The 23,031-nt window shown below is 36.2% G+C and carries 24 protein-coding genes and 1 pseudogene; 9 read left to right on the top strand and 16 right to left on the bottom strand.

The features are described 5' to 3' along the window. Nucleotides 1–30 precede the first annotated feature (30 nt). From DLJ74_RS03330 to DLJ74_RS03310, 5 genes are all read right to left on the bottom strand, one after another. The gene (locus DLJ74_RS03330; RefSeq protein ID WP_109983347.1) at nucleotides 31–489 is read right to left on the bottom strand and encodes an SRPBCC family protein; all 459 of its coding nucleotides are present in this window, start codon (nucleotides 487–489) and stop codon (nucleotides 31–33) included. Continuing rightward, nucleotides 482–799 (bottom strand): ArsR/SmtB family transcription factor, encoded by a 318-nt coding sequence (locus DLJ74_RS03325; protein WP_219987214.1) that lies wholly within the window; start codon nucleotides 797–799, stop codon nucleotides 482–484. Before DLJ74_RS03325 ends, DLJ74_RS03330 begins: the two co-directional genes overlap by 8 nt. A gap of 190 nt (nucleotides 800–989) precedes the next feature. Then, nucleotides 990–1,769, bottom strand: coding sequence for an AraC family transcriptional regulator (locus DLJ74_RS03320; protein WP_109983469.1), 780 nt, complete (start codon nucleotides 1,767–1,769; stop codon nucleotides 990–992). A gap of 11 nt (nucleotides 1,770–1,780) precedes the next feature. After that, nucleotides 1,781–2,356 carry a LysE family translocator gene (locus tag DLJ74_RS03315; protein ID WP_109983346.1) on the bottom strand — a complete coding sequence of 192 codons (576 nt, stop codon included), beginning with the start codon at nucleotides 2,354–2,356 and terminating at the stop codon, nucleotides 1,781–1,783. A 77-nt stretch (nucleotides 2,357–2,433) separates the two neighbouring features. After that, nucleotides 2,434–3,216: a PhzF family phenazine biosynthesis protein gene (locus DLJ74_RS03310; RefSeq protein WP_109983345.1), complete on the bottom strand. Its 783-nt coding sequence runs from the start codon at nucleotides 3,214–3,216 to the stop codon at nucleotides 2,434–2,436. A gap of 105 nt (nucleotides 3,217–3,321) precedes the next feature. Between DLJ74_RS03310 and pdxR the strand changes: the two genes are divergently transcribed. After that, on the top strand, nucleotides 3,322–4,800 hold the full coding sequence (gene pdxR / locus DLJ74_RS03305; protein ID WP_109983344.1) for a MocR-like pyridoxine biosynthesis transcription factor PdxR: 1,479 nt from the start codon (nucleotides 3,322–3,324) through the stop codon (nucleotides 4,798–4,800). A gap of 44 nt (nucleotides 4,801–4,844) precedes the next feature. Here the strand turns inward: pdxR and DLJ74_RS03300 are convergent, their stop codons facing one another. The 3 genes from DLJ74_RS03300 to DLJ74_RS03290 all read right to left on the bottom strand — a co-directional run bounded on the left by DLJ74_RS03300 (nucleotide 4,845) and on the right by DLJ74_RS03290 (nucleotide 7,149). Further along, on the bottom strand, nucleotides 4,845–5,684 hold the full coding sequence (locus tag DLJ74_RS03300; RefSeq protein ID WP_109983343.1) for a Cof-type HAD-IIB family hydrolase: 840 nt from the start codon (nucleotides 5,682–5,684) through the stop codon (nucleotides 4,845–4,847). A gap of 87 nt (nucleotides 5,685–5,771) precedes the next feature. Continuing rightward, the gene (mgrA, locus tag DLJ74_RS03295) at nucleotides 5,772–6,764 is read right to left on the bottom strand and encodes an L-glyceraldehyde 3-phosphate reductase (protein ID WP_109983342.1); all 993 of its coding nucleotides are present in this window, start codon (nucleotides 6,762–6,764) and stop codon (nucleotides 5,772–5,774) included. Nucleotides 6,765–6,789: 25 nt separating this feature from the next. Then, a complete protein-coding gene (locus tag DLJ74_RS03290) occupies nucleotides 6,790–7,149 on the bottom strand; it encodes a Lin0512 family protein (RefSeq protein ID WP_054861303.1) in 360 nt (119 codons plus the stop codon). Between the two features lie 163 nt (nucleotides 7,150–7,312). Here DLJ74_RS03290 and rlmH point away from each other — a divergent pair, with 163 nt between their 5' ends. Next, nucleotides 7,313–7,792: a 23S rRNA (pseudouridine(1915)-N(3))-methyltransferase RlmH gene (gene rlmH, locus DLJ74_RS20705; RefSeq protein WP_109983341.1), complete on the top strand. Its 480-nt coding sequence runs from the start codon at nucleotides 7,313–7,315 to the stop codon at nucleotides 7,790–7,792. A gap of 639 nt (nucleotides 7,793–8,431) precedes the next feature. On the opposite strand, the pseudogene DLJ74_RS20700 reads toward rlmH, so the two are convergent. From DLJ74_RS20700 to DLJ74_RS03270, 3 genes and pseudogenes are all read right to left on the bottom strand, one after another. Continuing rightward, a pseudogene (locus tag DLJ74_RS20700) lies at nucleotides 8,432–9,460 on the bottom strand (recombinase family protein); the annotation flags it as partial. 5 nt (nucleotides 9,461–9,465) lie between these two features. Next, entirely contained in the window at nucleotides 9,466–9,648 is a 183-nt protein-coding gene (locus DLJ74_RS03275) for a hypothetical protein (protein WP_109983339.1), read from the bottom strand. Continuing rightward, on the bottom strand, nucleotides 9,635–10,207 hold the full coding sequence (locus DLJ74_RS03270) for a helix-turn-helix domain-containing protein (protein ID WP_109983338.1): 573 nt from the start codon (nucleotides 10,205–10,207) through the stop codon (nucleotides 9,635–9,637). The genes DLJ74_RS03275 and DLJ74_RS03270 overlap by 14 nt, the downstream gene beginning before the upstream one ends. A 290-nt stretch (nucleotides 10,208–10,497) precedes the next feature. Here DLJ74_RS03270 and DLJ74_RS03265 point away from each other — a divergent pair, with 290 nt between their 5' ends. The 3 genes from DLJ74_RS03265 to DLJ74_RS21010 all read left to right on the top strand — a co-directional run bounded on the left by DLJ74_RS03265 (nucleotide 10,498) and on the right by DLJ74_RS21010 (nucleotide 12,169). Next, on the top strand, nucleotides 10,498–11,448 hold the full coding sequence (locus DLJ74_RS03265; RefSeq protein WP_109983337.1) for a hypothetical protein: 951 nt from the start codon (nucleotides 10,498–10,500) through the stop codon (nucleotides 11,446–11,448). A 423-nt stretch (nucleotides 11,449–11,871) separates the two neighbouring features. Beyond that, nucleotides 11,872–12,060, top strand: a complete 189-nt coding sequence (locus DLJ74_RS03260; RefSeq protein WP_109983336.1) for a hypothetical protein — start codon at nucleotides 11,872–11,874, stop codon at nucleotides 12,058–12,060. Then, nucleotides 12,020–12,169: a helix-turn-helix domain-containing protein gene (locus DLJ74_RS21010; protein WP_109983335.1), complete on the top strand. Its 150-nt coding sequence runs from the start codon at nucleotides 12,020–12,022 to the stop codon at nucleotides 12,167–12,169. Before DLJ74_RS03260 ends, DLJ74_RS21010 begins: the two co-directional genes overlap by 41 nt. A 242-nt stretch (nucleotides 12,170–12,411) precedes the next feature. On the opposite strand, the gene DLJ74_RS20350 is transcribed toward DLJ74_RS21010, so the two are convergent. The 4 genes from DLJ74_RS20350 to DLJ74_RS03240 all read right to left on the bottom strand — a co-directional run bounded on the left by DLJ74_RS20350 (nucleotide 12,412) and on the right by DLJ74_RS03240 (nucleotide 14,418). Further along, nucleotides 12,412–12,570: a hypothetical protein gene (locus DLJ74_RS20350; protein WP_181397418.1), complete on the bottom strand. Its 159-nt coding sequence runs from the start codon at nucleotides 12,568–12,570 to the stop codon at nucleotides 12,412–12,414. Between the two features lie 56 nt (nucleotides 12,571–12,626). Beyond that, the gene (gene radC, locus DLJ74_RS03250) at nucleotides 12,627–13,235 is read right to left on the bottom strand and encodes a RadC family protein (protein WP_109983334.1); all 609 of its coding nucleotides are present in this window, start codon (nucleotides 13,233–13,235) and stop codon (nucleotides 12,627–12,629) included. 195 nt (nucleotides 13,236–13,430) lie between these two features. After that, nucleotides 13,431–14,144, bottom strand: coding sequence for a hypothetical protein (locus DLJ74_RS03245; RefSeq protein WP_109983333.1), 714 nt, complete (start codon nucleotides 14,142–14,144; stop codon nucleotides 13,431–13,433). Next, on the bottom strand, nucleotides 14,137–14,418 hold the full coding sequence (locus tag DLJ74_RS03240) for a hypothetical protein (protein WP_109983332.1): 282 nt from the start codon (nucleotides 14,416–14,418) through the stop codon (nucleotides 14,137–14,139). The genes DLJ74_RS03245 and DLJ74_RS03240 overlap by 8 nt, the downstream gene beginning before the upstream one ends. Nucleotides 14,419–14,645: 227 nt before the next feature. Between DLJ74_RS03240 and DLJ74_RS03235 the strand changes: the two genes are divergently transcribed. The 4 genes from DLJ74_RS03235 (at nucleotide 14,646) to DLJ74_RS03220 (ending at nucleotide 22,022) form a co-directional block, all read left to right on the top strand. Next, nucleotides 14,646–16,130, top strand: coding sequence for a type I restriction-modification system subunit M (locus DLJ74_RS03235; RefSeq protein ID WP_109983331.1), 1,485 nt, complete (start codon nucleotides 14,646–14,648; stop codon nucleotides 16,128–16,130). Then, on the top strand, nucleotides 16,123–17,361 hold the full coding sequence (locus DLJ74_RS03230) for a restriction endonuclease subunit S (RefSeq protein ID WP_109983330.1): 1,239 nt from the start codon (nucleotides 16,123–16,125) through the stop codon (nucleotides 17,359–17,361). Before DLJ74_RS03235 ends, DLJ74_RS03230 begins: the two co-directional genes overlap by 8 nt. Continuing rightward, nucleotides 17,358–20,303 (top strand): type I restriction endonuclease subunit R, encoded by a 2,946-nt coding sequence (locus DLJ74_RS03225; protein ID WP_109983329.1) that lies wholly within the window; start codon nucleotides 17,358–17,360, stop codon nucleotides 20,301–20,303. The genes DLJ74_RS03230 and DLJ74_RS03225 overlap by 4 nt, the downstream gene beginning before the upstream one ends. Before the next feature lie 72 nt (nucleotides 20,304–20,375). Beyond that, nucleotides 20,376–22,022: a hypothetical protein gene (locus DLJ74_RS03220; RefSeq protein ID WP_109983328.1), complete on the top strand. Its 1,647-nt coding sequence runs from the start codon at nucleotides 20,376–20,378 to the stop codon at nucleotides 22,020–22,022. On the opposite strand, the gene DLJ74_RS03215 is transcribed toward DLJ74_RS03220, so the two are convergent. After that, complete coding sequence (locus DLJ74_RS03215) at nucleotides 22,011–22,742, bottom strand: M48 family metallopeptidase (RefSeq protein ID WP_109983327.1); 732 nt, start codon at nucleotides 22,740–22,742, stop codon at nucleotides 22,011–22,013. The genes DLJ74_RS03220 and DLJ74_RS03215 overlap by 12 nt on opposite strands. Nucleotides 22,743–23,031 lie beyond the last annotated feature (289 nt).

Below are 23,031 nucleotides of genomic sequence, written 5' to 3'. Positions count from 1 at the left end.
AGTCACAGGGGAAGGGCCTGATCCTAAATATTAAAGGACAATTTCGGGCAGTATCCTTTCGGTTTCGAGTAAGCTCTTCAAGTTACTCATTATAGCAGGCCATCCATTATTGATTCCTATAAATCCTTCGCCCTCATCTTTAAACGCACCTTCCGAAAGATATTCGTGTTTAAGTGTTAATTTCACAATCGATCCCATTTGCTTCAGTTCAAAAGTCACCTTCGGCATGACTTGGTATTCTGTTGCATCTTGCACACATTTTAGCGTGTAAGAAAGGAGGTGATACGGATTGCTCTTTATTACGATTCCTTGGTCTGTGATTTCTTTATTTTTGTCCAGAAAGGTAACAGCTGAGCCCTCTTCCCAATCAGATTGCAGTTCTTTACCAAACCAATATTGTTTGGTGAATTCACTACTAGTTAAAGCTTTCCATAGTTTTTCGGGTGATGTCCGGATATAAGTCGCATAGACAAATGTAGAATTATTCACGGTTCTCCTCCTTCAAGCTATTTTTTAATTCTTTCAATGCTACGATGCGATGATGTTCGAATTTTTTAACCCATCGTCCATAAATTTCGCCAATAGGAGCAGTATTCAAGTAATGAAGTTTACTTCTTCCTTGCCACTCAACAATGATAAGGTTCGCCTCCTCTAATATGGTTAAGTGCTTTGTAACTGATTGGCGGGTCATATCCAAATGCCCGCATAGCTCGTTTAGCGTCTGCCCGTTCTTTTCGAAAAGCTGATCAAGCAGTTTTCTTCGATTGGAGTCAGCAAGCGCTTTAAATATCTTGTCCATCTCATCCATCTTTTCCATAATTTTATTATATGCAACCATATGACTGCATGTCAATACTAATTTGGCAAAACCTCATCTAACAGGCAAAAACCGCATTCTTCCATTGGAAAAATGCGGCTGATTAAAAAAGTTATTAAGTTTTTATCTTATTAGGTAATCTTGTTCTAAGGAATTTATAAAAAGGAAAGGTTCAATTCATATGCGAAATATACTCCAATGCTGTGGTCCCATAAACACTCTTAAAATGTTTATTTAAATGGGCTAAATCAACAAAGCCACATTCCGCAACAGCTGTATAAATATCACGATGTTCTTCGATTAATGCCTTGGCGCGCTCCACCTTACAGTTAAGAAAATATTGGTAAGGGGAAATACCGGTATGGGATTTGAATAATCGAATAAACTGGAATTTCGATAGCCCAAGCTCTTTACATATTTCATCAAGCTTTAGCACATTTTCCATGTTGGCATGAAGCATTTCCTTCGCTTTTCGTATCAGCACATTATCTTTTTTCGTATCTGCAGCAAGGTTATTTCGCATCATAAGACTATCTGTCAAAGATAGGAACCATTCACTACATAACGCCTCATCTTTTTCATTTAAAATCGCATGAGATAGACGCAGTATTTTTTGTTGGATATTCACATCATAGACAACAGGGGTGGAAAAATGAATCAAATCCTTCTTTTCCGTTGCTTCAAAGAGTAATTCAGGATCAATGTATAGCATAACGTAGTCCAGCCCTGTTTCATCATGGGCCATTCCATCATGTGCCTGTTCTGGATTAAATAGCATCACACCATTTTGATAGGACAATTGCAAGCTACCGTCCATGTTAAAGTGTTGAATACCACGTAAGGTAACCCCCATCGCATATTCCTTATGGGAATGTTTTTTATAGGAAAATTCAGAAATGCTCGCTGACAATGCCGTAATACCGGCAGCTTTTTTATAAATAAATTTGTCCAAATCAATCACCTCTACATCCAGATCATCACAGCAGAATAAGCTAAAAATAATGCCATCACTACATTCACTATTTTACTATGCTTCTGTAAAAACGTCCTGAAAATGGAACCGAAAAGCAACCATGTTATAAATGCCAAAAATCCAATCACCGTGATCCCGATAACGCTAATTGTTAGCGCAGATGGTGCTTTTGTGTACGGTAGAATAAAGCTAGGGATGACTGTCATACAAAACAGTAGTACCTTCGGATTTAAAAACTGCATCAGGAATCCTGATAGAAAGGTGCCGGTATCGTGTACCTTTCGGTTGGAGGCATCTGATTGATAGATTTGATAGGCAAGATAGAGCATATAAAGTGTTCCAATGACCTGCATGAAAATTAAAAGCTTAGGAATGACCGTAACAAGTAATGTATTTAGCATCGCAGAGAGACCGAGTAGTAAACCAAAGGCAATCGTAGCCCCGTAAGTATATCTCAGTGCTTTTTTCGTCCCTGATTGATGAACGGTCGATAATATCACAATATTCGTAGGTCCAGGGGTAAAGGTCACAATAAAACAATATGTTAAAAAAGATAGGATATTCATAAGGATAACTCCCTTCCGTGTTTCTTCTGTTATTTTACAGTGAAAGAGGGAAGGGGTTATAGTATATTATTGCAGAATTAAATCTCAATAGTTAATTCGGCTTCTGAATATAACACTGCTCTTCCAGCAATTTTCACTCGAGTATCCTCGTATTTACAATATAGCGTCCCACCTCTATCTGATATTTGTCTCGCCACCATTTCCTTTTTCCCTAGTCTATTCGACCAAAGCGGAATTAAACTACAATGTAAAGAACCTGTTACGGGGTCTTCCTTTACCTTTAGCTTAGGAAAAAAACCTCGAGAAACAAAATCATAGTCTCTCCCTTTCGCTGTTACACAAACCCCCAATCCATCTGGTAATGCTTCTAATTTGGCAAAGTCAGGACTTATGTTTCTCACTTCTTCCTCCGAATCTAATACGAAAATAAGATCTCTATTTAAGAATGCTTCTTTTGGCACGATTCCCAGAGCATGGATCATTTCTTCAGAAACCTCCATCTCTTCGGAAGGAACAGCAGGAAAGTCCAATTCATATAAATTATCTTGTTGATTTACAATTAACTCCCCACTGATTGTGCGAAACTTGACTTGATTGGATTTCCTTTCATGATTATTTAATAATATAAATGCTGTTGCTAATGTAGCATGACCACAAAGATTAATTTCTGCTCCAGGTGTAAACCATCTCAGTCCATAATGTGTTCCTTCCTTTACGGCAAATGCTGTTTCCGAGAGGTTATTCTCCATCGCTATTTTCTGCATGAGCTCATCCGAAATCCAATCCCTCATGATACAGATGCCTGCTGGATTTCCTTCAAATACCTTTTCTGCAAAAGCATCTACTACGAAATATTTCATTTCATTCCCTCCAGTGTTATACTATTTTAATCATTTGCGGTTATTTTACATCTACAAAGGTATAACACTCAATGTCAGAGTATAACACTTAAAGGAGGTAAACTCATGCACATAGAAATACAACGTAATGCTGACATGTCTATTACGAACCAAATATATCATTCTGTTCTCGATCAAATACGTTCTGATTTCTTAGAAGAAGGATCGCCTCTGCCATCTGTTCGCAAGCTCTCAAAACAGCTTGGTGTAAGCTTAGTTACAGTAGTGAAAGCCTATCAAAAGCTAGAACAGGATGGATTTATCACATCTGTTCAAGGTAAGGGAACTTTTATAAAAAAGACAAAAAAGGAAGTGGTAGAAGGGAAGAAAGGGAGCAGTTCATACGATTGGCAACTGTCAGTAGAAGATTATTTACCAAGGTCTCAATTTGCTCGCTTTCATCAAGTACCAGAGAAAATCCATCTTTCCTCTTCTATGATCGATCCTGGACTTTTACCTAATCGATACTTAGAACAGGAAATTCATCGCATGCTTTCTAAAAATCCAAGGGTTCTATCGAAATATGGGGAGATCCAAGGTGATAAGGCACTTAGGCAGGCAATGGTGGAGTATTTACAGAAAATGAACTTGTCGACAGATCCGGAAAATATTTTAGTGACAAATGGTTCACAGCAAGGAATTGACCTCATTGCTCGTACTTTTGTTGGCCCAGGTGATGTAGTAGTGATGGAAGCTCCAACTTATCCAGGAGCTATTGATGTGTTTCGCGGTAGAGGTGCTACCATTCTAACTGTTCCAGTTGATAGTGAAGGAATGAGGGTAGACTTACTGCACCATTTGTGTGATAAATATAAACCAAAAATCATTTATACTGTTCCTACATTTCATAACCCTACTGGGGCCGTAATGCCGACTAAGCGTCGTAGAGAGATTCTTGAAATTGCCGAAAGTACGCAGAGCTTAGTCATTGAGGATGATCCTTGCAGTGAAATCTATTTTGACAGAAAGCCTCCAGCAGCCATGAAAAGCCTTGATAAAGAAGGACATGTCATTTACTTAAAAGGCTTAAGCAAAATATTAGCACCGGGTTGTAGAATAGGAATTTTAGCAGCCTCTGGTTCTATATTCAAACGTTTATTAGCTGCGAAAGCTAACACCGACTTAGGAAGTCCCTTATTAACGCAGAAAGCCATCATTCCATTTATTACTTCCAAAAGAATGATGGATCATTTAAAAAAATTAAGAATAGCTTTAAAAATTAGGCGGGATCTTGTTCTGGATATTTTGTCACAACACGCACCTGAAGAAGTTTCTTGGTTCCTACCAAAAGGAGGATTAAATATATGGCTCACTCTCCCTTCTTGGATGGACACCAATCACTTCTTAGTCGAAACAAAAAAAGAACAAATCACTTTTTTACCGGGAGCAGCTTGTTATCCAGCAGACCAAGAGAATCATCATTTGCGGTTGAGCTTTTCTTATATGAATGAACAACCATTAACACAAGGAGTAACCACCATTTGTCATCTCCTGCAATCAGCTGTTTATTTGAAGAACAAACAAGGTAGCTCTCCTCACTTTTGAAAAGAAAAGCCCTTGGATAACGCTTATCCAAAGGGTTCCATTATTTAGTCTATTAACCCATATTTCAAAAAGCTATTCCAGATCCCAGCCTCATCATGTGTATCGGTCACATCATCTGCTGCTTGCTTTAAGGCTTCCTTGGCATTGCCCATCGCAATTCCGTGCTGTACGTATTCGATCATTTCTAAATCATTCATCCCATCTCCATAGGCAAAGGTATCTTTCTTATCTATGTTTAGATGCTCCAGCAATTTGGCGATGGCTGTAGCTTTATGAATTCCTGGAATCGAGAGCTCACCACTATTTTCTCCAAATAAAGGAACCGTACTACGAATGACGGTAAATGTTGAAGCAAATTCCTGCTCGATTCGCTCGAACGGTAGGTCAGATGCAAGGAAGGAAATCTTGTTAATATCCTCTCTGATTAAATCCTCGTCATCGATCAAAGTATCATGAAATGGTTGCAGTCCTTTTTCGACTTCTTCCTTTGCCTCGGGCTTTTCCTGGACATAATCCTCGATAATCGAACGAAGGTGCTGCTTACAGTTTTTGCTTGCAAACAGCCCACCATTGGACTCTAAATAAAAGTCGACGCCATGTTCATCAAAGAACGCTACAAGCTGTCGTACATCCTCAGCCTTGACATTCTCATGGAAAATAACCTCTTGATTCACTTCTATATATCCACCAGCTGCCCCAATAATACCATCAAAGCCCACCTCTAATATGTCGTCAAATAGCTCTGCCTTCGAGCGACCTGTACAGATAAATACGAGATGTCCATTTTCTCTTGCCTTCTTTACCGCAAGCCTTGCTGATTCTGGAATCACGCCATTATCATTCACGAGTGTTCCGTCTATGTCCATAAAAATAACCTTTGTCATATTCCCACCTGCTAACATTATGTCTATTCTTGATCGTTTAGAAAAAATGAAACAAACACCTCGATTTAGTGAGGTGTCTGATCTCTTTTATATTAACACATCATCAATTACTTTTAATTCTTCCTCTGTAAAAGTTAAGTTCTGTAATGCCTTCACATTTTCCTCGATTTGACTGACACGGCTTGCACCAATTAATGCCGAAACAACCGTTTTCTCCTGTAATACCCAGGCTAGTGCCATTTGGGCAAGTGATTGTCCACGTGATAAGGCCAAATCATTGAGGCGTTTAATTTTTTGTAGTACATCAGAGGATATATCCTTTGAATTAAGGAAAGGAATATATTCTTTTGCCGCTCGTGAATCCTTAGGAATGCCATTTAAATATTTATTGGTTAGAAGCCCTTGTGCTAATGGTACATAGGCAATACAGCCAACACCATGCTCCTCGAGTACATCTGTTAAACCCGATTCAATCGAACGATCTAGCATTGAATAAGCAGCTTGATGAATAATAAATGGTGTCTTTTGTTGTTCGAGAATTTTCACTGCTTGTTTGGTTTGTTCTGCATTATAGTTGGAGATTCCGACATATAAGGCTTTTCCTTGTCGGACAATGTGATCGAGCGCGGCCATTGTTTCTTCAAGGGGTGTTTCCGGATCTGGGCGGTGGTGATAAAAGATATCGACATAATCAAGACCCATTCTCTGTAAGCTTTGATCCAGGCTAGAGATTAAGTATTTACGTGATCCCCAGTCTCCATACGGACCATCCCACATTCGATAGCCAGCCTTGGTCGAAATAATCATTTCATCCCGATAGGCAGAAAAGGTTTCCTTTAAAATTCGCCCAAAATTACGCTCCGCTATACCTGGTGGTGGACCATAATTGTTCGCAAGGTCAAAATGGGTAATTCCTAAATCAAATGCCTTCATCAGCATTCTCCGCTGATTAGCAATCGCATCCTCGCAACCGAAATTATTCCACAAGCCAAACGAAATAGCTGGTAGCTTAATCCCAGACCTCCCACAACGATTGTATGTCATTTCATGATAACGCCTTACCTTCGCGATATACTGCATCGACATTCCTCCCTGAAAAATTTTTCTAGTAGCCTACTTCTACGGCGGCATTAACAATATACATCAGATCATTCTTGTCCTCTTTATCCTCTAAGACAATACCTGAAGTTGTCGCCATTCCTCCATCGATTACTTCGACCGTAACCGTACCATAAGGGATCTCTGCTTTGACTTTCTCAATGTCGACTTTTTCCTTGTCCATTGGTACAGCCAATCGGACATTGACCTTCATATTATGTAGATCTTGTTCTGGTAAGTAATCCTTAATCCCTGGCATCGAATTATAATGAATGGCGTTTTCCACCGCCCGTAAGCAAGCTTTCGTCACATTCTGACCATGGACATCAATTCCTGTCCCTGTTTCAATAAAGATGATTTTCTCCATGTAATCGCCTCCAGTTCCAAATGGAGTGCATCGTTTTCGCTACGACTCCTACTTATAAGATTAAGGTAAAAGTGGGGGAAAAGCAATAAGCGTGATTCGTGTATGGGATGAGAATTTGCTACAATAGCAGTATGAATGTTAACGGAAGGGATGTTATTAGCCAGTGAAAATAACGATCATAGCGGTTGGAAAATTAAAGGAGAAATATTTAAAACAGGGTATACAAGAGTATATGAAGCGATTAAGCGCATATGCCAATATGGAAATAATCGAAGTCCCCGACGAAAAAGCCCCAGAAAACATGAGTGAAGCAGAGCAAGAGGAAGTCAAACGCAAGGAAGGCGAAAAAATATTGTCGAAAATTCCCCGAGATGCGTATATTATTTCCCTGGAAATAAAGGGTCAAATGATCACCTCCGAGAAATTTGCCGAAAAATTGGACCAGCTTATGATTCATGGGAAGAGTAAAATTGTGTTTGTTATTGGGGGATCACTTGGGTTGAGTGAGGAAGTTAGGCAGCAAAGTGATTATGCGTTGTCTTTTTCGAAGATGACGTTTCCGCATCAGTTGATGAGACTGGTTTTGGTGGAGCAGGTTTATCGGGGGGTTCGGATTTTGAAGGGGGAACCGTACCATAAGTGAGGGTAAAACTGAGAGGGACCTCAATGTGTCCCTCAGCTCTTTTTCTGTAGGATTCACTTTATTCAAGGGCGCCAAATCAACATTCTTATCATGAGCATAGCTCGCCATCTTTAGGAGCAGGCTTTTTGACTTTTTTTTTACTGCTTCTGGAGTAAAGTCAAAGTATAACTTAATGTTAGTAACCTCCCGTCCCTTCTGTCTACTGTGGCTCCTTTTCTCAGCCGACGGCGTAATCTCAATCTGTTCCACAATCATACGTAATAGCTCTTTCTTTTCTTCACCACTTACTTTTTCCAGTATTTCATCGATATTTTTAATAAAATGATGAAGCGCCATTAAATTAATTGGTTTTGTATTGATGTTTGCGAGCTCTTCCTCGATTCTTTCTAACTTTATTTGACTGGCTGCGATTACTTGTTGGTGTTCTTTTATTTTCTCTGTAATAAGCGGCTTTAAATCTGTGTCATCCATTAGCTCCTCTATTGCATTATTAATCTTTTTCTCATTTTCCTTTATTTTTGATTCAATATATTCCTTCTGAGCTATTAGTGGTTCAAAGGCATTTTTTCTCTCTTGATTCATTTTTTGGACCAATTGTTGTATGAAGTTAGAATCTGTGACTATACGTTTAATTTCCTCAAGTACTTGCGCCTCTGCCAGGTCAGCATTAATACTATTGGATGAACATACAGATGCACCTTTGTTATGGAAGTTACCACACTTGTAATATCGGTATTTTTTGGTTTTTCCATTAGATGTTCCAGCTACCATACCAGCGCCACATTGAGGACAACGTATTAGTTTAGATAGAAAATAAGGGTTATTGGACTGCACGGCTTTAAATGAGCGTTCTTGTCTTTTTATTTGCACACGTTCCCATAAATCTGTATCAATAATTGGTTCGTGTTTACCATCAACAATGATAGGGTCTTTATTTTTTCCTTTCCGCCTTTTTTCCGCCCAATTCTCATGTTGATTAAATCGGACTTTTCCAATATAAACAGGATTATCTAATATCCCTTTTAATGTAGCAATGGAAAATTCCCTGCCTCGTTTCGTTTTATACCCTTTACGGTTTACGATTCCAGCTATTTTTTTGTACCCGTATCCTCTGTCGGCAAGTTCGAATATCTCTCTTACTATTTTTGCTTCATCATGATTTACAAAAAGTTGCTTTTCTTTGGAATCGTAACCAAGACATAGACCACCATTCCATTTGCCTTCTTTTGCTCTCTGAGTCATACCCATTTTCACACGGCCAGCTATCTGCTCGCGTTCGTTTTCTGCAATAGCACTTAAAATATTGTAAATTAACTTTCCATGTATTGTTGTTGTATCAATACCCTCTGATAAACTAATCAACTGTACATTGTGAGTTCCTAAAGTTTCGACTATAACAGATGCATCACTAACTCTTCTCGCAATACGGTCTAATTTATAGGTCATAACAGCATCAAATTTATTTTGACTAGCATCTTCTAGCAGACGAGTCATTTGAGGGCGCCCATCTATACTTTTTCCACTTTTCCCTTCGTCAATATATTCATCTATAATTGTGAGTCCATGTCTTTCTGCATATTCTACTAACAACTCTTTTTGAGCTGCAATACTATAGCCTTCTCTAGCTTGGTCTTCTGTACTAACACGTGCATAAATAACGGCATTCATTGTTTTCATTCTAGCTCCTCCTTTGCTTGAGTTGGTATTTCTACTTCCACTATTGCTTGTTTTTCTGTGTTGTGCTGGTATTCATTCATCACTTCTTTTGCTATGGTTGTAAATCTTTTAAGAAACTGTGTTTGTCTAATAGTTAATTTTTCTTTATTTGGGGCGCTTTCTGGATTAGTCATTTTCATCATTTACTCCTTTCAAACGATTATAAGCATTTCTTTTTAATTCCCAAGTTTGTCTCCTTTTCTTCACCTTTTCTACAAGAGTAGTTAAATCATCGATAAACTCCTCATAATCTAGTGCTGTTAATTCAACTTTATCTTCGAAGGTAACTTCATTGGTGTTTGCCATGATTGACTTTGTTAATGCAGTTAGTTCTACCACATATGAAACGCCTTCTAAGTCTATTTCTTTGATTGATTCATCTTCTGGTTCACATATTATAAAGCTTTTTGTCTCACCCACATAAAAATCATCGAAAAATGCTTCAACAGGAACTCGAAGATATGCTGCAATACCCTCCAGTTTTTTGCGTTGCGGGTTTGTTACTTCATTTTCTTCAATACGTTTAATGGTTGATTGGGAAAGGTTGCTTTTTTCAGCTACACGATACCTAGTAAAAAATGCTGGATTCATTTCATTAGCTTTTTCTCTTATCCACTGCACTCTCTCACCAATCGATGTCATTTTCTTTAATGCATTGAAGTCTTCATGTTTTATTACGTACGGCTCTAGTTTATTCATTTCATTCACTCCTTGTTATTTCTATTGTAATCATACTGAAGAAAAAAATAATTTGCAAGTAATTTAGTTTAATAATTCCAAAAGTACTTCCATTTATAACGGAATGATGTTATAATCCTGAACAACATGAACCTGATGATTTATTGCAGGAGCCGATGAATCAATAATCAGTATGGGTTTTACTCATATTGAGCCAAAATAATGAGGCAGAACTAATAAAAGAATCATTTTATTGGCTTCTTGTGAATACATCGGAGTTCAGACTTTAACGATATCGGAGGTATTATGAAATGGGAACAAAAGATGAGAATTTTGATGAAGTAATTGATTTGTTTATGAAGGAATTAACAAACTTTATTAAGCAGTTATTGAGTATTCATCTAAAAGTATCAAAGAATGGACCATTAAGCTTACAAGATGAAACTCCAAAAAATAAATTACTCTTTCTACAACAACAACTAGTAAAAGGAAAGCTTGATAAAGTACCACTAGACTATGGAGTGCAAAGGGCGGCAAGAGAAATCTCACAATCAGAAATGCTTGCTCTAGCGAAAGTATTTAATTCAGGTCCATTCTCAAAAGATAAGAAAGGTGTTGAGTATGATGCCATATTTGCAAACATTGCTGTGCAATATTGTGTCCATAATGCCATAATGCAAAATGAACATGAAATATACAATGGAGGCTTTACTCATTATATGGATGATGCTTTAAGTGAAGCGTATTTTATGGTGAGGGGGTTTTTTAACTTCTACAATCCTAATAAAGCAAGAAAGACTGACATTGGACTTGAAGACAATGTAGAGTGGAAATTTATTATGTTTACGAAAAAATTGTTGCCTTCTAAAATAAGGCATTGGTATTTAACGAAAATACAATCGTATAGTTACGTCCAAACGAAATATCGACTCGCCAAACAAAAAAAGAAGTATAGAAGAAGAGTCGTACCAGTAGAGGATAAAACTCTAATGGAAATGCAAGCTAAAGAAATTCATCATAGAACAATAGTAGACAAATATGGTGAAACAATAGGAGACAAATCTTACTGTCAGTTGATACAGGAAGTTAAAGAAGAGCGTAACCCACAGTATGCTTTGTATATGGATGGTAGTTATAGAGAAAGAAAGACCTACAAAATGATAGCCCATGAATATGAAGTATCTGAAGGTGCTGTCAAAGCAGGTGTCAGTAGAGGGGTAGCCTATTTAAGAAAAAAGTATTATAAAACTGCAACCAATTAGTGACTACTGTAACTATTAATAAGTAGAGGTAACATTAATCGTACTACTCACAATCAGATGCAGCAGATGGTAACTAGTGAACTGACTACTCTAGCGAGAAACAAATACTACTAAAAGTGGTTGTGGAGTCACACCAATTAAGAGTATATAGAATGTGCACAACAACTTGTTAGTATTAATCGGCGTATATAAAGTTACTGATTGAGGACGGTTCCATAAGTACCACCTAGTAATAATAAATAAGTCTTTGTATTTGCTTAGGGGAAAGTATGGGTGCGGGGAAAACTCTTTCAAATGGTCAAGAGGGGAAATCTCCCTTCCATTGGATATTATTTTACAGAAATGATTTTTATTTCAGTAATTACTAAGTAGTCAGTATTGCTGACGAATAGCATGAGAACTTGAAAAGGAGAATATTGTAATATGGTCTATGAACATAATTTAGATTCAACATGTGAGAATTGCTGGGTAGATGAGGCAGATGATATAACAGAAGAGGAGATGGAAGCGTTTCGTGCATTACAAGAGAACCCTGAGCATCAAAACCGAGTATTGGGAATGCACTTACAGGATGAAAGGAAAGCACTCGGTATGTCTCAAAAGTATGTTTGAGAAAATTGGAATTAGTGTAGATACAATATCCAAATTGGAAAAAGGACACACAAACTTTAGAAAAGCAACATTAGATAAGGTCAAGCTGTTTCTGGGGATAGAAGAATAATAACTATTCGTCTATGGTTTATATATTGCCTTCATTATTATATGGGTACACGCTCAGGGGAAAGTATAAACTATATGATATACGAATAAACTGATGGCTAAATTTAAGTCCATACCAGTTAAGGGTTCTGCGACTATTTTGAATAAATTTATTCGATATAGGTGTAAGCAATGTTATTTTTCATAGATTAATTAATGGGGGCAACCTATTTAGCTGCCCCTGTTGTTTAATGAGTTCCTATATTAATAGCTGATAGATGTTATGAACGATATTGCTAGTATAAACACTAGTAATATAACAAGCAGGCATCCAACAGCAAAATGACTAGTTGATTCTCTATCTGAATCGTAAAATACAGCAAAGCAAATAATGATGCCGACGATTATCGCTCCAATACTCATATGGCATATCCCTCCTTCTATTAATTGTTAGACTGCATAGAAGCTATCATTAACTCTTAAAGGTATCCTTTTTCTTTTAGGCTAATGTATTTTCCACCAGCTATAATAAGGTGGTCAAGCACTTCAATACCTAAAACTTTGCCTGCTTCACCCAGCCTTTTTGTAACATGTACATCTTCTTGGCTTGGCGATGGCGAACCACTGGGATGGTTGTGTGCTACAATAGCTGATGCACAGCTTCTTCTGATTAATTCCTTGAACGTTTCTCTTGGATGAACAATGCTAGAATTCAGCGACCCAGTAAAAACTGTTTTCTTAAACATAATCTCATTCTTCGTATTCAGCCCAAGAACAACAAATTCTTCACGTTGCAAATACTGCATGTCTGATAAATATTCATACGCATCTTCAGGACTTCGAATTGTGAAGCGTTCTTCTGCGCAAACTGGATTTAATCTAGCTAATCTTAGTGCAGAAACAATCTGTTGTGCTTTGACGTTACCAATACCTTTAATAGCAACCAGTTCCTCCTCTGTAACGTCTAGTAGTTCTTGGATAGAAGGATAACGGTTAAACAATTCAGACACGATGTAGCTATCATCCTTTTCACGTAAAGTGGTTGTTAGTAATGATTGGAAAGTTGTTTTATCAATAAAATTCTTCATTATAGTTTCCTCCTTGAAATAGAAAAAGGAGAGACCATTACAGCCTCTCCCTCTTGAAATTATTAGTTATTTTGTTAAACTTAAATTAATTGGTTAGGGCTCTTTATGAGCTCTTTTTTTGTGCATAAAAATAACTCATTAAATTGTCGTTACAATGAGTTAATCAGTGGTATATTCTGTTATTCAACTTATCATTCACCTCCTTGATTCACTTAATAGCAAAAGGTCTTGGATGAAGGATGATGCCTGTGTCTTGGATAGTTTCGTGCTATGGTCCACTCCAAACATTAGCCTCATCATTTCTCTTGCTGTGTCTGGATTCATCCGTTGGCCGTTTACTAGTTCATGAATCTTCTTTAATTGGCGCTTCGTAATAGTTCCATCACCTCCTTTGAGTTCTGTTGATTTAGGCATATCTTCAATGTCCTGCGTAAAGATACCACTTGTAGCAGATACGTTTAATACAGCATCAACTAATGCACGTTTCTTTGCCATTTTAAGAACGGTATTAACGATTGTGTAAGGACTTTGTTCGTTGTATTGTTCTTCTTTTGTATTTGATGAGCCGATGCCTTCAGCAATTTTTTGTGTACTATTAATAGCTGTTAAAGTTACACGCACTTCATAATGAAAGATGCCTTGTTCCCAATCTTCAAATCGATGATTTACTTCATACTGAATCGTGAGCTTTAAATGCTGGCATATCTTTTCTGCTCCAGGTTTAAGTAAGGTTGGTCTGGAATAACCTGTGACCTTACCATAATCAATTCCTTCAACCATTTGTTCCTGTATGAATTTAGCTAAATATTTACCTGTCTTTCTGGCATCTGGTAACGAGTCAGTAATACGTGATTCAAATGGCTGCTCGTGTTGGGTTAACGTGACGATATTGTTTTGATTTCTAGACACTTCTGACCCTCCTTTCATTGACTAAACGGTTGTTTTGTAATTGGTAGAAATGCACTTGCTTTCTTAATCCATTACCGTTTATGTCGGTTACATACTTTTTAACCACTTCTTCCAGTTCCTCCAGTTCCTCTAAGCTTGGAATCGTCACTCTCCTTCCACAGCACCATAGTCCATTACATTGTGTTGAGTTGACCATACTTACCATTAAGAATCCAGTCCAATAACCTTTAAACTGAATGACATTGGCTACGGCCCTTTTATCCTGACTTAACATATTCTCACCTCCTTTCAATTCAAATAAAAAAGCCTCTATAAAAGAGGCGGTGGGCAACAAACAAATTCATTAGGAAATCAACCATACATAACTTGGGATTGGATTTATTGTGTAATTTTTCTTCGTATAAGGGAATTATCTGTCAATTTAGTATCAATTCTATCTATTTCACCCTAAATTTGATATATTTGTAATATAGGTAAAAAGAAATATATGGGGGTAAAGCAATGTCTAAGTTGACGTTACAACAATTAGAATCACATTTATGGGAATCAGCTAATATCTTACGAGGAAGCATTGATTCATCTGATTATAAAAATTACATATTTGGTTTGTTGTTTTTAAAACGATTAAGTGATGTTTTTATTGAAACTGCGAAAGAAATAGAACGAGAAGAAAATGATGATTATGGTTGGTATGACCGTGATGAACACCAATTCTTTGTTCCAGAAAGGGCTCGCTGGACACATATTCAAATTCAAACACAAGATATTGGTAATACAATTAACAAAGCCTTTGAAGCATTAGAAGAAGAAAATCCGTCATTAGATGGTGTGTTAGCTAATATTGATTTTAATGATAAAGATAAATTACCTGATAAGTTATTAATGCAGCTTGTTCAACATTTTTCATCCATAGATTTAAGTAATGGCAATCTATCGGAACCAGACATGTTAGGTCGTGCTTATGAATATTTAATTAAACAGTTCGCTGATGATGCTGGAAAAAAAGGTGGCGAATTCTATACACCTACAAAAGTCGTAGAACTGATTGTCAACCTAATTAAACCTGAAGAAGGAATGCGGGTATGTGACCCAACGGTTGGTTCTGGTGGTATGCTGATTCAATCAGTAGATTTTATTAAATCACAAGGTGGCGATGCACGTAATTTGACGTTGCATGGTCAAGAGAGAAACTTAAATACGTGGGCAATTTGTAAAATGAATCTATTATTACATGGTTTAAGTGACCACAGAATTGAGCGTGGGGATACGATTCGTGACCCTAAGCTTTTAGGTGATGATAAAGAACTTCTATTATATGACCGTGTCATTGCGAATCCACCTTTTTCATTAAAGAACTGGGGAAGGGAAGAAGCTGAAGCCGATGAATATGGGCGTTTCCGTTTTGGCATCCCGCCTAAAAATGCTGGCGACTATGGATTTGTTCAACACATGGTATCGACACTAAACCATGAAGGGAAAGCGGGTGTGGTTATGCCACATGGTGTATTATTCCGTGGTGGTGCAGAAGGAAAAATTCGAGAAGGGCTGATAAAAGAAGATTTAGTTGAAGCCATTATTGGTTTACCATCGAATCTCTTCTATGGTACAGGTATTCCAGCTTGTATCTTAATTTTAAACCGCAAGAAAACAGATAATCACAAAGGTAAAGTTTTTATTTTAGATGGGTCGAAAGAATATCAAGAAGGAACAAATCAGAATATTCTTGGAGATAAAGATATTGAGAGAATTGTACAAGCTTATGATGCATGGGAAGACAAAGACAAATACTGTCGTGTAGTTGACTTAAAAGAAGTTGAAGAAAATGAATACAACTTAAACATTGCCCGCTACATTGACACAACTGAAGAAGAAGAGGAGATAGATGTTAATTCTGTTTTGAAAGATTTAAAGCAACTGGAAAATGAAAGAAATGATATTGAATCCAAGATGAATATGTATTTAAAGGAGTTGGGGTTCGATGAGTAGTAATTTTAAAAAGACCCCGTTTGGGTTTGTGCCTCCTAATTGGAGTTTAAATCCACTACATTCAATAGTTGAAAGAGTAACGGAAAAAAATGAGAATCGTTCTGAAAATGTACTAACAATATCAGCTAGAGATGGACTTGTTAATCAAAAAGATTATTTTAATAAATCAGTAGCTAGTAAAAATTTATCTAAGTACTTCTACTTAAGAAAAGGAGATTTTGCTTATAATAAAAGTTACTCCAAAGGATACCCATACGGCGTTATAAAAATGCTTGAAAAGTACCCTGTAGGTGTTGTATCAACTTTGTATATTTGTTTCAGAAATAAGAAGAAAGATGTTAATAATGAATTTCTGAAATATCTATTTGAAAGTTCTCTCTGGTATAACGAGGTCAGAATGATTGCAAAAGAGGGTGGAAGAGCTCACGGCTTATTGAACATAGGTGTAAAAGAATTTTTTGATATTATGCTTCCTTTTCCGACAATCAAAGAACAACAAAAAATTGCAGCAATCCTAACCTCCGTTGATGAGGCCATTGAAAAAACAGAACAAATCATCGAACAAACAGAGACGGTAAAAAAAGGATTAATGCAACAGTTGTTTACAAAGGGGATTAAACATACGGAATTTAAGGATTCAGACATAGGTGAACTCCCAGTAAGTTGGAGTGTAATTGAATTATCTGAGGTAGTTGAAATATTAGATGGGCAAAGAAAGCCAATTAAAAAAGCAGACCGTGAACTGATAGATGGTGAAATTCCATATTATGGCGCATCAGGAATAATTGATTGGGTTAATGATTTTATTTTCGATGAACCATTAGTACTGTTAGCAGAAGATGGGGAAAATTTAAAGTCAAGAAATTTGCCAATTGCTTTTAAAATTGTCGGAAAAACTTGGGTTAATAATCATGCTCATGTGCTAAGACCCACATCTATTAACATAGATTATTTGGAATACTATTTAGAATCAATTGATTATGAAAAATATATTTCAGGGTCTGCACAACCTAAATTGAATCAACAAACTATTAGGAAGATAAAAGTAGCATATCCCAGCGAATTAGAACAAAACAAAATTGCTAGCATATTAAATGAAATAGACGAAAAATTAATATCTGAAAAAAAAGGAATTGAATATTTAAATAGTTTAAAACAAGGGCTTATGCAACAACTCCTAACAGGCAGAGTCCGTGTCCCAATCAACGATAACGAGGAGGTTTCGTCATGAGTGAAGCGCAAGCTTGGAATGAAGAGACGTTAGTGGAAAATCGAATGATTGACCAACTTCAGAAGCTTGGCTACACCTATGTTCATGGCACAGAACTTGACGACGAACGCTCCTCTCAAACAGAGGTTGTTTTGAAAGGGCGTCTTCAAGCAGCAATTCAGCGCTTGAATCCATGGATTAATGAAAATAACTTAAACAAAGTCGTTCGTAGCCTTACCCGTATGGAAGCAACGAGCCTCATGGAAGCAAATCAACATTTTCATGAATTATTAATTAATCAACTATCAGTGCAACAAGATGTCGGGAGTGGACGAAAAAACCAGACGGTGAATCTGGTTGATTTTGACAATATTGATAACAACGATTTCATCATCACGAGTCAATTCAGTTATACCCATGCGAATGATACGATTCGTCCAGATATTATGCTGTATGTTAATGGTTTACCATTAGTCATCATTGAGTGTAAAAGCCCAGCTTTACCACCCGATGAACAAATCGGACAAGGGGTCAAGCAATTACGTCGCTACCAACAAGAAAACGAAGCACTTTTCCATTATAATCAGTTTGTTATTGCTACGAGTAATGACCGTTCAAAAGTGGGAACTATTGGTGCTAAAGCCCAACATTATAGTGCTTGGAAAGAACCTTATCCTTTATCCGTTCAAGATGTCGGTGAGAACGCAACTTCCCAAGATATTTTAACAACGGGTATATTGGATAAAGAGAGACTTTTCGATATCATTTTAAACTTTATCGTTTATGAGCCAGAAGATGGTCGAGTGATTAAGAAAATGGCTCGTTATCAGCAGTATAGAGCTGTGAACAAAGCAGTAGAACGAATCATGATTGGTGAACACCCACAAGCTCGTGGTGGGGTTGTATGGGCAACTCAGGGTTCAGGTAAATCATTATCAATGGTCTTCTTATCGATGAAATTACGTCGTTTGAAACAGTTAGAAAACCCTGTAATAGTCGTTGTCACGGATAGACAAGATTTAGATGCGCAAATAACAGCTACCTTTAAACGGTGTGGATTCCCGAACCCGAAACAAGCGGAGTCTGTAGAAGAACTCCAAAAGTTACTACAACAAGGCCCAGGTTCTACGGTAATGACCTTAGTACAGAAATTCCAAACAGAAGAAGATGAGGAATACCCATTACTGACAGATTCAGATAATGTCATTGTGTTAGTCGATGAGTCACACCGTTCCCAGTATAGTTCGCTAGCGATGAATATGCGCATTGGCTTGCCAAACGCAACTTATATCGGATTTACAGGTACACCAATTGATAAAGAAGATAAAAGTACCGTTCGAACGTTTGGGACGTATATTGATAAGTATCCTATCGAAAAAGCGGTACAAGATGGAGCTACCGTTCCTATCTTTTACGAAGCTCGATTGGTTGATTTACATGTCCAAGGGGAAACGATTGATACATTATTTGACCGTTTCTTTCGTGATTATTCGGATGAAGATAAAGAACGGATTAAACAGAAGTATGTCACAGAGGAAGCATTAACAGCATCACCTAAACGTCTTAAAACTGTTGTCCTTGATATGATAGAGCATTATGAACAACATATTCAGCCAAACGGATTTAAAGCCCAAATTGTTTCTGTATCTCGTCAAGCAGCAGTTGCATATAAGAAATTAATGGACGAACTAAGTGATTATGAATCAGCAGTTATCATTTCAAGTGGTCATAACGATTCGGAGGAAATGAAACAATATGGCATATCACGAGCGGAGGAAAAAGAACTCATCCAACGCTTTAAGAAACCATTAGATGAAGACCCATTAGCCTTTTTAATTGTATGCGATAAATTGCTAACAGGCTTCGATGCACCTATTGAACAAGTGATGTATTTGGACAAACCTTTGAAAGAACATAACTTGCTTCAAGCCATTGCTAGAACGAACCGAACCTATGATAAAAAAACACATGGATTAATTGTTGATTATTATGGTGTATCGCAATTTTTAGAAGAAGCATTGGGTATTTTCCATGAAGAAGATATTAAAGGCGCCATGCATCACGTAGATGAAGAGTTACCACGATTACAATCTCGTCATCGCCGAGTGATGCAATTCTTTGATTATATTAATAAGAGTGACCTTGAAGCTTGTTTGAAGGTGCTGGAACCAGAAGATGTTCGTAATAAGTTTGATACAGCCTTTAAGAAGTTTTCAGAAAGCATGGATATGGTGATGCCTAGTCCGAAAGCGAAAGCATATGTTGATGATTTGAAATGGCTAGGTAAAATAAGAAAACTAGCAAAGTCTCGTTACTATGTCGATGATGGCACGATGGATATATCCGACTGTGGTGGAAAGGTACGTGAACTTATTGAGGAATATGTGTACGCATCAACACCTGAGATTCTATTTGAGCCAGTAAATATACTGACAAATAAATTTGATGAGAAGCTAGATGAATTGAAAACACCTGAAGCTAAAGCAGCTGAAATGGAACATGCCATTAAGCATGAAATAAGAATCAAGTTAGATGAGAATCCAGTCAAATATACCTCATTAAGAGAACGGTTAGAGCAACTAATCGAACAACGAAAGGCACGTCAATTAACGATTGAAGAACTACTAGAAGAATATCATGCTATGCGAGAAGAAATGATGGACATGGAACAAGAAAGTCAGTCTTTTGGGCTAAAGGATGCCAAGCAGTTACCGTTTTATCAGTTACTAGAACAACAAATTCCAGTTGAAATGGAACTAGAAAGTTTAAGAGATTTAACTGAGATTATTACAGATATTATTCAAGCCAATGCAGTGATAGATTGGATAGAAAAAGAAGACGTGAAACGTGAAATGCGAAAGAAATTGAAGAAACAACTTAGAGCAAGCTCCGTTCCTAATAAGCAAGTTGAACAAGTAGCTAGGCAATTAATGGAACTGGGTGAAATACATTATAAACAATAGCTCATTCAACAAGAGAGGCATAACATCATGAGGAGGTGTTATGTCTTTTTTAAAATACGAAAGGAGGTCCGTATGAATATATTGAAATTTTTAAGTAAAGAATGTCATTTTACGCTTGTTAATTATGGACCAAATGATTTAAGTACAGGCTACAATATTCGTAAATTAATGGACAACTCCAAGGAGATTATTAGTTATTATACAGCGAAAGAAAAAACCGAAATAAACGATATAGATGATTATATTGATTTATTGTTTTTAGATTTTGTAAAAAGTTTCGACGAATTTGTAGATATTATTAAGCCTCCACACAATACAACTATTAAAAATATAATAAACAATGCTTCGGCTTTTAGACTAGATTATAACAATAAACAAATAATTACATTTATTAATGAGCGTTATGACGTGATTTTATCTTATAAAGATAAGTATATTAGAAAAGGGTTAAAAGAAAGAACTTTAGATTACATTATTGAATTTAATAAAGGATTAGACTTTGAGAAAATAACTAATTACTTACTACAACAGCATATTATCTTCTTTATAGATAACATAGAATCTCTTTATCCCATTGTAAAAAAGTATAATAAAGGAATAATGGAGAATCTTTTCGATGAAAATGTACCATTTTATAAACTTGTCAATTACAGGTTTGAAGATGTGTGTAAGCTATGTATTAATTTTTATAGGCTAAATGAAAGTAGGCTTTCACAACGACTGGCCAATAAAATATACTCTTTTATAAAAATTGAATATGATTCATTCGTGGAGAAAGAACAACCGTATGGACTCGTGAATAATTTTAAAATAATTACACGCACACTTAAAATTATTAAGAACAAACATTATTATGAATCAAAAGAGATATTCAATAGACTTGAACAACTGTCAAATGACTTCCTAAAGAATCATGGCCAAGTTCACAAATATGAAATATCGAATAAAGAATACATAAATCTAATTGAAAAAAACGAAGCATCAAAACTGCATGATATGGATAAAGTTTTTTTGTTAAGTCATAGATTTGATAGTAATAGATTATGGGCATCACTCTTAGAAGAATTTAATAATCAAATTGAGCCCAGTATAATTGATATGGCTTCATCACCAACTGATACAAATGATTATTTCACGTTAAGTCGACAACAAATGAATTACGAATTTATTGATAAACAATCAGTAAATGTAGCTTATTGGTTAACAGAAGACAAAATAAATGTTTTTTTCTCTGTATTAATATCTAATGTTCAAGTATTATCATCTGAGCTACGACTTACGTTGGAACTAGCCGAGGAAATGAACTATTTGCAAAGTGCTATAGCCACGATATATGAATCGGAAAATACGAGGCAAGATATCTTAATCTATAACACCATTTTTTATGTTATAACATTAATTGAAAGAATCCTAAGAGAACTATTTGTTTATTTTGAAGAAGATGCAATATTTAATATTGAACAGCACACCATGTCTAAATTGCTTGATGAAAAAAGTCCAATCGTAAATATAGTTGGACAGCACCAAGTCAATTGGCTAAGGTTTTATCTGTTAAAAAGAGACAATATTGGGTTTGATTTAAGAAATAGAATAGCACACATGCGAGACATCTCAATAAGTAACTTTATCATCTTTGATTTATATAGAATGCTATGGTTTCTTACTTCAACCATTAATTCTATCTTAATAAATAGTATTAACAAGGAATTAAATAAATAGGTTTGCTACTGAATAACCGTTTACTCGCAGCCATTCTTTTGCTTCCTTATAGTGAGGAAGAGTCGTTCTGACTAAGCGCCAAAATTTATCGTTATGTTCAGGAACAACTAAATGAGCTAATTCGTGAACGATAATATAATCAATCACTCGTAAAGGCGCCATCACAATTCGCCAATTTAGATAGATATCGCCATTTGGGGTGCATGTTCCCCAACGTTTATGTTGCGTTTTTAATTGTAAGGAATGAGGTTCTATACCTAATATTGATTGATAATAGCTAGCTCGTTCTGCTATTTTTTTTGAACCGTGAAGTTGGTACCATTTTATGAGTTGTTTTTTAAGTGTTTGTTGTATGTATTCTTGAGACGAGTTTAGTGTCACCGTCGCTATAAAACGCCCTTGTAATAATTTGATATTTGAATCTTGAATTGGCTCTCTGAAAACTTTTAGTTTGTAATAACGCCCTAGATAAGGGAGTTTTTCACCACTTACGAACTCTATTGGATGAATTGTAGTTTTGATTTCATTAAGTTCCATAAGCTTTTGAGTAATCCATGGTGCTTTTTGCCTTACTATATTAGCTAATTTGGCATCACTCACATTTATAGGAGTGTAAACTTCAATTCCATTAATGAGGTCAACTGATATCTTAATATCTTTTCGACTTTGCTTAAAATGAAAATAATGTATTATAGTTTCTCCATAATTGATACTAGGCATGTTACGTCCCACCTTCTCTTTGCTTTATTTTACATTGATGCGAAGGTTTGGGCAATAAAATTAGAATTAACTATACACGAACTAATTGGTAGCATCGCTGATTATATATATCTACATGAATCTTCTATGCAAAAAATTTAATTAATAAGGTCATTTAGGCTTATCTAAAGAATTCCTGGGGTTTTTAAATATAGTTATATTATGGTAGATTTATAAGATAAATAAAAAGTTGTTAAAATGGAGAACTATTGATTTAAATCAAGCAAAATGAAAGCACGTTTTAACCAAA

It is taken from the genome of Gracilibacillus dipsosauri (assembly GCF_003176895.1).
GTDB classification, from domain to species: Bacteria; Bacillota; Bacilli; order Bacillales; family Amphibacillaceae; genus Gracilibacillus; species Gracilibacillus dipsosauri.
This window is presented reverse-complemented; position numbering and strand designations above follow the sequence as displayed.